Origin of the sequence: Roseomonas rosulenta, assembly GCF_016106005.1 — a bacterium.
Lineage (GTDB): Bacteria > Pseudomonadota > Alphaproteobacteria > Acetobacterales > Acetobacteraceae > Neoroseomonas > Neoroseomonas rosulenta.
Genome location: NZ_JACADR010000159.1, coordinates 1 through 10,138 on the forward strand (window position 1 = coordinate 1; position 10,138 = coordinate 10,138).

At 70.2% G+C, this 10,138-nt stretch carries 8 protein-coding genes and 1 pseudogene; 4 read left to right on the forward strand and 5 right to left on the reverse strand.

Going from position 1 to position 10,138, the window contains the following annotated elements; translation table 11 throughout:
• The coding region (locus tag HW578_RS17245; protein WP_198371850.1) for a PfkB family carbohydrate kinase at positions 1-606 on the reverse strand (606 nt) is incomplete at its 3' end.
• Positions 607-682: 76 nt separating this feature from the next.
• Here HW578_RS17245 and trxC point away from each other — a divergent pair.
• From trxC to HW578_RS17260, 3 genes are all read left to right on the forward strand, one after another.
• Positions 683-1,120: a thioredoxin TrxC gene (trxC, locus tag HW578_RS17250; protein ID WP_198371851.1), complete on the forward strand. Its 438-nt coding sequence runs from the start codon at positions 683-685 to the stop codon at positions 1,118-1,120.
• A gap of 77 nt (positions 1,121-1,197) precedes the next feature.
• Positions 1,198-3,528, forward strand: coding sequence for a xanthine dehydrogenase family protein molybdopterin-binding subunit (locus HW578_RS17255; RefSeq protein WP_198371852.1), 2,331 nt, complete (start codon positions 1,198-1,200; stop codon positions 3,526-3,528).
• A 79-nt stretch (positions 3,529-3,607) separates the two neighbouring features.
• Complete coding sequence (locus tag HW578_RS17260; RefSeq protein ID WP_198371853.1) at positions 3,608-4,468, forward strand: isocitrate lyase/PEP mutase family protein; 861 nt, start codon at positions 3,608-3,610, stop codon at positions 4,466-4,468.
• A gap of 42 nt (positions 4,469-4,510) precedes the next feature.
• Here HW578_RS17260 and HW578_RS17265 read toward each other — a convergent pair whose 3' ends face one another.
• From HW578_RS17265 to HW578_RS17275, 3 genes are read right to left on the reverse strand one after another with little or no spacing between them, the layout of a single operon-like run.
• A complete protein-coding gene (locus HW578_RS17265) occupies positions 4,511-5,653 on the reverse strand; it encodes an acyl-CoA dehydrogenase family protein (protein ID WP_198371854.1) in 1,143 nt (380 codons plus the stop codon).
• A gap of 6 nt (positions 5,654-5,659) precedes the next feature.
• The gene (locus tag HW578_RS17270) at positions 5,660-6,868 is read right to left on the reverse strand and encodes an acyl-CoA dehydrogenase family protein (protein ID WP_198371855.1); all 1,209 of its coding nucleotides are present in this window, start codon (positions 6,866-6,868) and stop codon (positions 5,660-5,662) included.
• Between the two features lie 22 nt (positions 6,869-6,890).
• On the reverse strand, positions 6,891-8,975 hold the full coding sequence (locus tag HW578_RS17275; protein WP_198371856.1) for a 3-hydroxyacyl-CoA dehydrogenase NAD-binding domain-containing protein: 2,085 nt from the start codon (positions 8,973-8,975) through the stop codon (positions 6,891-6,893).
• 159 nt (positions 8,976-9,134) lie between these two features.
• Here HW578_RS17275 and HW578_RS17280 point away from each other — a divergent pair, with 159 nt between their 5' ends.
• Positions 9,135-9,920 carry an SDR family NAD(P)-dependent oxidoreductase gene (locus tag HW578_RS17280; protein ID WP_198371857.1) on the forward strand — a complete coding sequence of 262 codons (786 nt, stop codon included), beginning with the start codon at positions 9,135-9,137 and terminating at the stop codon, positions 9,918-9,920.
• Here the strand turns inward: HW578_RS17280 and HW578_RS17285 are convergent.
• Positions 9,921-10,138 (reverse strand): annotated as a pseudogene (locus HW578_RS17285) (hypothetical protein); the annotation flags it as partial.

The following is a 10,138-nucleotide window of genomic DNA, read 5'->3' on the forward strand; positions in this document are numbered from 1 at the left end:
CGCCAGGGCGGCGGCCAGGGCGGCCGGGGCGGCCTCGCGCCCCGCGAGGCGCGCGGCCTCCGTCTCGTTCACCACCAGCAGGTCGGTGGCGGCAAGCAGGGCCCCGGACAGCGGCTGCGCCGGGGCGGCGTTCAGCAGCGTGATCGCGCCGACCTCGCGTGCGGCGGCGAAGGCGGCCTCGGTCGTGGCCATCGGCGTTTCCAGCTGCGCGACCACCAGCGTGGCGTCGGCGAAGACTGCTGCCGGCGGCGGCGCCAGCGCGGCATTGGCGCCTGCGACGATGACGATCTCGTTCTCGCCGCCGTCATCGACCAGGACCAGTGCCTCGCCGGTCGGCAGCGCCGGGTCGTGCGCCACGTGCCGCGCATCGATTCCTTCGGTCGCCCAGAGCTCGAGCGCCCCCTGCCCCGCCGCATCCGCGCCGATCGCCGCGACCATCGCGGCCGCGGCCCCGGCGCGCACCGCGGCGACCGCCTGGTTGCTGCCCTTGCCGCCGTGGAAGCGCGCCATGCCGGACGCGGCGAGCGTCTCGCCCGGCCGGGGAAAGCGCGCAACGCGCAGCACCGTGTCGCGGTTGTAGGACCCGATGACGACGATGCGGCCCATGCACCCCTCCCCTGCGCGGGCCACGCTGGCGCGCGGCCCCGCGCATGGTCAAGGCTGCGCGCCGGAGGAGCCCGCCATGTCCGATCCGTTGCAGGTCGTCTGCCCGCATTGCGATGCGATCAACCGCGTTCCCGCCGCGCGCCTGGCCGAACGCCCGGTCTGCGGCGCCTGCAAGGGCGCGCTGTTCACCGGCAAGCCGGTCGCCCTCGACGAGGCCCGCTTCCGCAGGCACCTGCGCGCCTCCTCCGTGCCGCTGCTGGTCGATTTCTGGGCGAGCTGGTGCGGGCCCTGCCAGGCCATGGCGCCCCAGTTCGAGGCGGCGGCGCGCGTGCTGGAACCCGCCATGCGCCTCGTGAAGGTCTCGACCGAGGACGCGCCGGCCCTGGCGCAGGAGATGGCAATCCGCTCGATCCCGACGCTTGCGCTGTTCCGCGGCGGGGCCGAGGTGGCGCGCCAGGCGGGGGCGACGGGTACGGCGCAGATCGTGGCCTGGGCGCGTCAGGCGGCGGCCTGAGCGCCGAGACGGCTTGCGGGCCGGCGGATGCGGCCCATCCTTTGCATCAAACACTCCGAGCAACCGCGAGATTTCCCATGCCCGACACCAACCTCGCCGACCCTACCCTGCTGAAGTTCGGGATCGGCCAGCCCGTGAAGCGGCAGGAGGACCCGATCCTGCTGCGCGGGCAGGGCCGCTACACCGACGACATGGCGCTCGAGGGCCAGGTGTGGTGCGTCATGGTGCGCAGCCCCTATGCGCATGGCGTGATCCGCAGCATCGGGACGGAGGCCGCGCGCGCCATGCCGGGCGTTCTCGGCGTCTACACCGCGGCGGACATGGCAGCCTATGGGCCGATGCGATCAGTTCTGCCGTTGAAGAACAAGGACGGCACGCCGCTGATCAACATCGATCGCGGGCCGCTCGCCGCCGACCGCGTGCGCTTCGTGGGCGACCCGGTCGCCTTCGTTGTGGCCGAGACAAAGGCGCAGGCCAAGGACGCCGCGGAAGCGGTGGAGATGGACATCGACCCGCTGGAGGCGGTGACGGAGGCCTCGGCCGCGGCCGCCCCCGGCGCGCCGCAGCTTTATGACCATGTGCCGGGCAACGTGGTGCTCGACTTCCGCTTCGGCGACGCCGAGAAGGTCGCGGAGGCCTTCGCCAAGGCCGCGCACGTCACGACGCTCAACATCCGCAACAACCGCATCGTCGTCGCGGCCATGGAGCCGCGCAGCGCGATCGGCGAATGGGACGCGGCTTCGGGCCGCTACGTGCTGCGTGTCGGAAGCCAGGGCGTCTTCGGCCTGCGCGCCCAGATGGCCAACGACATCCTGAAGGTGCCGGTGGAGAAGGTGCGGATCATCACCGGCAATGTCGGCGGGTCCTTCGGCATGAAGGCCAGCGCCTATCCCGAGTACGCCTGTGTGCTGCATGCGGCGAAGCTGCTCGGCCGGCCGGTGAAGTGGACCGATGAGCGCAGCGGGTCGTTCCTGTCGGACTGCCACGGTCGCGACCATGAGACGGAAGCCTCGCTCGCTCTGGATGCCGAGGGGCGGTTCCTGGCCGTTCGCCTACGGTCCTACGGCAACATGGGCGCCTACCTGTCCACCGTCGGCAACCTCATGGGCACGGGCAATTTCAGCAAGAACATACAGTCGAACTACGCGACACCCCTGCTGCTGGTCGAGACGAAGAACGTGGTGACCAACACCACGCCGGTCAGCGCCTATCGCGGCGCCGGGCGGCCCGAGGGCAACTACTTCATGGAGCGGCTGATCGAGACCGCGGCGCGCGAGACCGGGCGCGACCCGATCGCGCTGCGCAAGCTGAACCACATCAGGCCGGAGCAGTTCCCCTACAGCGCGGCCTCGGGATCCGTCTATGATTCCGGCGATTTCTCGGCGTTGCTCGACCAGGCGCTCGAGGCCGCGGACTGGAACGGCTTCGAGGCCCGCAAGGCGGCAAGCGCCGCGCGCGGCATGCTGCGCGGGCGCGGCCTCGGCAACTTCCTGGAATGCACCGCGCCGCCGATGAAGGAACAGGGCGAGCTGGTCTTCGAGGCGGACGGGACAGTGACGATCGTCACCGGCACGCTCGACTACGGCCAGGGACATTGGTCGGCCTTCGCACAGGTGCTGCACAGCAGGCTCGGCGTGCCCTTCGAGAAGATCCGCCTGGTGCAGGGCGATTCCGACCGGCTGATCGCAGGCGGCGGCACGGGCGGGTCGAAGTCGCTGATGGCCTCGGGGGCGGCCATCCTACAGGCGGCCGATATCGTGATCGAGAAGGGCCGCAGCGCCGCCGGCTACGTGCTGGAGGCGGCAGCGGAGGACATCGAATTCGCCGCCGGGCGCTTCAGCATCGCCGGCACCGACCGCGGCATCGGCATCATGGAACTCGCGGCACGGCTGCGCGAAATCGGGCCGCTGCCCCAGGACGTGCCCAACAGCCTCGATGCCCGCACCGTCTATGACCAGGCGCCGATGGCCTATCCCAATGGCTGCCACGTCTGCGAGGTGGAGATCGACCCCGAGACCGGCATCGTGCGCATCGACCGCTACGTCACGGTCAACGACTTCGGCGTGATCGTGAACCCCATGCTGGTGGAAGGCCAGGCGCATGGCGGCATCGTGCAGGGCATCGGCCAGGCGCTGCACGAGCGCGTGGCCTATTCCGAGGACGGCCAGCTGCTGACCGGCACCTACATGGATTACGGCCTGCCGCGCGCCGACGACCTGCCGAGCTTCGGCTTCGAAAGCGCGCCCAGCCCCTGCACGACCAATCCGATCGGTGCGAAGGGCTGCGGCGAGGCGGGCTGCGCCGGGTCGCTGCCGGCGGTGATGAACGCGATCTCGGATGCGCTGGGCGGCAGGCATATCGACATGCCGGCTACGCCCGAGCGGATCTGGGCCGCGCTGCACGGGTGATCTGCCGGGCGTGGGTTTGCGCGGGCCGGGCTTCGGCCTAGTTTCGCGCAGGCCACTCCACGCAAGGACAAGACCGCCCATGACCCCGCCCGAAAGACTGCGCGCCCTGCTCAACGAGCCAGGCTTCGTCGTGATGCCTGCCGTATGGGACGGGCTGTCGGCAAAGATGACGGCGGCGGCGGGGTTCAAGACCGCCTTCCTGTCGGGCTCCTGCGTGGCGGCCAGCAGGCTCGGTGGCCCCGACCTCGACCTGCTCTCCTTCGCCGAGATGCTGAACAGCCTCGAGATGGTGCGCGGCGCCGCGCCGGATCTCCTGGTGCTGGGCGATGCCGACCATGGCTACGGCAACGCGATGAACGTGCAGCGCACGGTGCGCGCCTATGGCCGCGCGGGCGCCGCCGCCATCCTGGTCGAGGACAAGATCACCCCGCGCGCGCTGACCTCCGACGGCAAGCCCTGCATGCCGCGCGAGGAGGTGCGCATGAAGATCCGCGCCGCGGTCGAGGCCGCGAAGGACAGCGGCATCCTGGTGATGGCGCGCACCGATTGCCGCCCGACAGCAGGCATCGAGGAAGCGCTCGCACGCATCGAGATGTATGTCGAGGAAGGCGCCGACATCCTGTTCCTCGACAGCCCGCAGGACGAGGCGGAGGTGCGCGCCGCCGTCGCGACGTCGAAGGGCCGGCCGCATTTCGCGGTGCTCTCGCCCGGTGCGAAGCGCGAGACGCCGACCCAGGCGCGCGCCGCGGAGCTCGGGCTGAAGATCGGCACCTTCCCGACCGGCACGCTCTCGCCGGCCATGGCGGGGATCAAGGCGGGGCTGGCGGCGATCGCCGCCGGCGGCTCGGAGGCGTCTTCCGCGCTGCCGTCGGGGGCCTTCCGCGATGCGTTGGGCTATGGCGACTACGACGCGCAGGCGAAGCGCTTCGTGCACAGGTGATGATCGGCCCGGCGGGGCGTTCCACCCCGCCGCGCACGCTGTTCATGCGGCGAGGAAGACCCCGCCTTCCTCGCTGAGGGCCGCCAGGTGGTGGTCCATGTCGCCGAACATGTTCTCGATCACCGTCAGCCGCTTCAGGTAGTGGCCGCCGGCATATTCCATGGTCATGGCGATGCCGCCATGCATCTGGACCGTCTGCTGGCCGACGAAGCGGGCATTGCGGCCGATCTCGATCTTCACCGCGCGCATGTTGCGGCGGCGCTCGGCGTCGTTCGGCTCGCTCGCCATCATCGCCGCCAGCATCGCCATGGAGCGCGCCTGCTCGAGGCAGACCATCATCTCCGCCGCGCGATGCTGCAGCGACTGGAAGGAGCCGATCGGGCGGCCGAACTGCTTGCGGGTCTTGAGGTAGTCGACCGTCAGGTCCTTGGCCGCCTCCATGCAGCCGATCGCCTCCGCGCCGAGGGCCGCGATGGCTTCGTCCGCCACGCGTTCAACGAGGGCCAGCCCGCCCTTGAGTTCGGCCGCGCCATCCACCTTCACCGCATCGAAGGTGATGTCGGCGGCGCGCTGGCCGTCGGAGGTGCGGAAGCCGCGCCGCGTCACGCCGGTCGCATCGGCCGGCACCAGGAACACGCCGATGCCGTCGCGGTCGCGCCGCGAGCCCGAGATGCGTGCGGTGACCACCAGCTGGTCGGCGGTGTCGCCATGCACGACCACGCCCTTGCGGCCTTCGATGACCCAGCCCGCGCCGTCCTTCTTCGCGGTGGTCGCGACATCATGCAGATCGAAGCGCGACTGCTGCTCGGTATGGGCGAAGGCCATCAGCAGGGTGCCGGCGGCGATCTCAGGCACCAGCGCGCCGCGCTGCTCGGCGGTGGCGCCGTGGCGCAGGAAGCCGCCGCCGAGCACCACGGTGGAGACGAAGGGTTCGAGCGTCAGCGCGCGACCCATCTGCTCCATCACGATCATCGTCTCGACGGCGCCGTAGCCGAGGCCGCCATCTTCCTCGGCGAAGGGCATGCCGAGCAGGCCGAGCTCTGCGAAGGCCGCCCAGACCTCGCGCGACCAGCCAGCTTCCGACTTCAGGTACGCCTTGCGCTGCTCGAAGCCGTACTTGTCCTTCAGCAGCTTCGCCAGGCTGTCCTGGAGAAGGCGCTGGTCTTCGGAGAGATCGAAATCCATGGTGCGTTACAGTCCCAGGAAGGCCTTGGCCATGATGTTCTTCTGGATCTCGGTGGACCCGCCATAGATCGACTGCTTGCGCCAGTTGAAATAGGTCGCCTGCGCCAGCGTCTGCCAGTCGGCTGCGACATCAGGCTCGTTGCGGCCGTCGGCCTCCGGGTCGTGCGGCGCGGCCAGTCCGTAGGGGCCGGCCGCCATCACGTAGAGCTCGCTGATCGCCTGCTGCAGCTCCGTGCCGCGGATCTTGAGCACCGACGACGCCGGGTTCGGCTTGCGCTGGCTGAGCGCGCGGTTCTCGTCCGCCAGCACGCGCAGCGTGGTCATCTCGAGCGCCTTGAGCTGCACTTCCACATCGGTCAGACGCGAGCGGAAGCGCGGATCCTCCATGACGGGCCGCGCGCCGCCCGGCGCCTCCTTCGCGATCAGCTTCAGCCGGCGGATGCGCTCCTTCGAGGCACCGACGCGCGCCTGGCCAGTACGCTCGTTCGACAGCAGGAACTTCGCGCAGTCCCAGCCGCGGTTCTCGGTGCCGACCAGGTTGGCCACGGGAACCTTCACGTCGTCGAAGAAGACCTCGTTCACCTCATGCGCGCCGTCGATGGTGATGATCGGGCGCACGGTGATGCCCGGCGTCTTCATGTCGACCAGCAGGAAGGAGATGCCCTCCTGCTGCTTGGCCGCGCCGGCATCGGTGCGCACTAGCAGGAAGATCCAGTCGGCATGCTGCGCGAGCGTGGTCCAGGTCTTCTGGCCATTGACGATGTAGTGGTCGCCCTCGCGCTTGGCCGCACACTTCAGCGAGGCGAGGTCAGACCCCGCGCCCGGTTCCGAGAAGCCCTGGCAGAACCACAGGTCGAGGCTCGCGAGCTTGGGCAGGAAGTGCTTCTTCTGCTCCTCCGTGCCGAAGGCGATCAGCACCGGGCCGAGCATGTTGCAGTTGAAGCCGAGCGGCGAGGGCGCCGGCGTGGACTGGATTTCCTCGCTCAGGATGAAGCGCTTGATGGCACTCCAGGGCTGTCCGCCCCATTCCACCGGCCAGTGCGGCACCGCCCAGCCCTGCGCATAGAGGCGCTTCTGCCAATCCACCTGCATCGCCTTGGTGGGCGTGCGGCCCGACGCCATGCGCTCGCGCGTCTCGGCCGGCAGGTTGGCGTCGATCCAGGCGCGGACTTCCTCGCGGAAGGCGCGTTCCTCGTCGGTGAAGCGGAGTTCCATCTCTCTCTCCCGTTCGAATGCGTCAGGCGGCCTTGGCGGCGGCGCCCATGGCGGCGAAGGACCCACCCTCGGCCGCGAGCTTCTCGATCAGCGCGGCGGGCTTGAGGTTCGCATCCCCCGTTGCCGCCGCGTAATGCGCGAGCTTGTCGCGCACGTTCTTCAGGCCCTGTGTGTCGGCCCAGAACATCGGCCCGCCGCGGAAGGCCGGCCAGCCGAAGCCGTTGGCGAAGATCACGTCGATGTCGATGGGCCGATAGGCAACGCCTTCCTCGAGGATGCGCGCGCCCTCGTTGACCATCGGCAGCATCAGCCGCTCGATGATCTCCTGGTCCTCGATCTTGCGGCGGCGCACCTGCATCTTCTCGGCGACGTCGAGGATGATGCGCTCCACCTCCGGGTCGGGCATGCGGGTGCGCTTCTCGTCGTACATGTACCAGCCCTTGCCGGTCTTCTGGCCGAAGCGGCCCTGCGCGACGATGGCATCCGCAACGGGTGCGACGGTCCCGCGCGCCTTGCGCACCGCGGCACCGATATCGAGCCCCGCGAGGTCCCCGGTGGCGAGCGGTCCCATCGCCATGCCGTAGCCTTCCATGACGCGGTCGATGTCCTGCGGCAGGCAGCCTTCCAGCAGCAGCTTCTCCACCTGCGGGCCGCGCTTGCCGGTCATGCGATTGCCCACGAAGCCGTCGCAATTGCCCACCAGCACCGGCAGCTTGCCGATGCGCTTGCCGAATTCGGTGGCGGTCGCGATGGCGGCCCAGGAGGATTTCGACCCGCGCACATTCTCGAGCAGCCGCATCACGTTGGCGGGCGAGAAGAAGTGCATCCCTACCACCAGCTCCGGCCGGGACGTGGCAGACGCGATCTCGTCGATCGACAGGGTCGAGGTGTTGGACGCCAGCACGATCCCGGGCCGCGCCGCCTTGTCCAGGCGCGCGAAGACCTCCTTCTTCACGCCCATGTTCTCGAAGACCGCCTCGATCACCAGGTCGGCCTTCGCAACGGTGCCCTCGAAATCGGTGCTGCCGGTCAGCAGGGCGCGGCGCTTCTCGTACTCCGCCTGCGACAGGCGCCCGGAGGCGACGGTGCGTTCCCAGTTCGCGTGGCAGCGCGCGAGGCCCTTCTGCAGCGCCTCCTCGCTGGCCTCCAGGATCGTCACCGGCACGCCATGATTGGCCGCCGACATGGCGATGCCCCCACCCATGGTGCCGCCGCCGATCACCACCAGCCGTTCTACCGGCAGCGGCTTCGCATCCGCCGGCATGCCCGGGATGCGCAGCACCTCGCGCTCGCCGAAGAAGATGTGGCGCAGAGCCTTGGACTGCTCGCCGGCGACCAGCGTTGCGAATAGGTCGCGTTCCTTCGCGAGCCCTTCCTCGAAGGGCAGCGTGAAGGAGGCGCGCACCGCCTCGGCGCAGCCCTTCGGGCTCTCCTGCCCGCGCGTGCGCTTGAGCAGCCCGGCCACCACCGCCTCGAAGGCCGCCGGATCCTGGCCCGCGATCCTGTCCGTCCGGTTGCGCGCGAGGGTGAAGGTCTTGCCGATATTGGCGCGCGCCCAGGCGACGGCGCCGGCCTCGAGATCGCCCTCGATCACGGCATCCACCACGCCCAGCTTCGCCGCCTTCTCGGCCGGGATCGGGTCGCCGCTGATGATGATCTTCGCGGCTTCCTCGGCGCCGATCAGCCGCGGCAGGCGCTGCGTGCCGCCCGCGCCGGGCACGAAGCCGCGCTTGACCTCCGGCAGCCCGACCTGCGCACCGGGCGCGGCCACCCGCGCATGGCAGGCCAGCGCCAGTTCCAGCCCGCCGCCCAGGGCCGACCCGTGGATCGCCGCCACCACGATGCCCGGGAATCCCTCGATCGCGTCGAATACCTCGGGCAGCGATGGCGGCTGCCGCGGCTTGCCGAATTCCGTCATCTCGGCGCCCGCGCAGAACATGCGCCCCGTGCCGATCAGCACGACAGCCTTCGCCCCGCCCGCCTTGGCCGCGGCGAGGCCCGCATGCAGCCCCGCGCGGATCTCCGTGCGCAGCGTGTTCACCGGCGGGTTGTCGAGCCGCAGCACATGGACATCGCCATGCTGCGCGTGCTGCACGAAGTCGGACACGGGCGTCACTCCCTCAAGCGTGTGCGGGCCTGGCCCGCCCTTCTTGGCGGCGGAGTGTCCGGCAGAACCGGGCGGACGGCAAGCATGACGCGCCCTGTTGCCCGCGCGGGCCGCGCATGCTGCGCTGCGCCCCGCGCAGACCCTCGGGAGAAGAAACGCATGACCCTGTTCGACCTGACCGGCAAGGTCGCCGTCGTCACCGGCGGCAGCCGCGGCATCGGCCGCGCCATCTGCGAACGCATGGCGGAACACGGCGCCAAGGTGGTGGTCTCCTCGCGCAAGGTCGATGCCTGCCAGGAGGTGGTGGACGCCATCACTGCCAAGGGCGGCACCGCCATGGCGCTCGCCTGCAACATCGGCCGCAAGAACGAATGCCAGGCGCTGATCGACCAGACCATCGCCGCCTGGGGCCAGGTGGACATCATGGTCTGCAACGCCGCGATCAACCCCCATTTCGGCCCGGCCGTGACCATGCCGGACGAGATCTTCGACAAGATCATGGCGTCCAACATCAAGTCGAACCTCTGGCTCGCGCACATGACCGCGCCCGGCATGGCGGAGCGCGGCGGCGGGTCGATCATCATCGTCTCCTCGATCGGCGGCTTCCGCGGATCCCCGGTGCTGGGCGCCTACGCCATCTCCAAGGCCGCCGATATGCAGCTGGTGCGCAACCTGGCAGTCGAATGGGGCCCGCGAAACGTGCGCGCCAACGCCATCGCCCCGGGGCTGATCCGCACCGACTTCGCCCGCGCGCTGTGGGAGGACCCGGGCATCTACAAGAAGCGCACCAAGGACACGCCGCTCAAGCGCATCGGCGAGCCGGACGAGATCGCCGGCGCAGCCGTCTTCCTGGGATCCGCCGCGGGGTCCTTCATGACCGGCCAGACCATCGTGATCGATGGCGGCGTTCTGGCCGGCCCGCCGTCGCGCTCCGACGACGAGTGATCAGCGCAGCCCGAGCGGCTTGCCGGTCGGGTCGAAGCCCGGGGGCGGCCCGCCGCGCTGGATAGGTGGCTTCACGCTGATCCCGGGGCCTTCGCGCGTCGGCGCGGGCGCGGGCGGGCGTGGCGGCGTGACCGGCTGGCGCGGGGATTGCGCGGCCTGCGAGGGGCGCGACGCGGCCGGGGGCTCCGGATCCGCGGTCACGGGCGGCTGTGGCGGCG

Excerpts from the sequence above, each read along its gene's own strand:
- HW578_RS17255 (WP_198371852.1), top strand. The coding sequence starts at position 1,198 with ATGCCCGACACCAACCTCGCCGACCCTACCCTGCTGAAGTTCGGGATC.
- HW578_RS17260 (WP_198371853.1), top strand. The coding sequence starts at position 3,608 with ATGACCCCGCCCGAAAGACTGCGCGCCCTGCTCAACGAGCCAGGCTTC.
- HW578_RS17265 (WP_198371854.1), bottom strand. The coding sequence starts at position 5,653 with ATGGATTTCGATCTCTCCGAAGACCAGCGCCTTCTCCAGGACAGCCTG.
- HW578_RS17270 (WP_198371855.1), bottom strand. The coding sequence starts at position 6,868 with ATGGAACTCCGCTTCACCGACGAGGAACGCGCCTTCCGCGAGGAAGTC.
- HW578_RS17280 (WP_198371857.1), top strand. The coding sequence starts at position 9,135 with ATGACCCTGTTCGACCTGACCGGCAAGGTCGCCGTCGTCACCGGCGGC.
- trxC (WP_198371851.1), top strand. The coding sequence starts at position 683 with ATGTCCGATCCGTTGCAGGTCGTCTGCCCGCATTGCGATGCGATCAAC.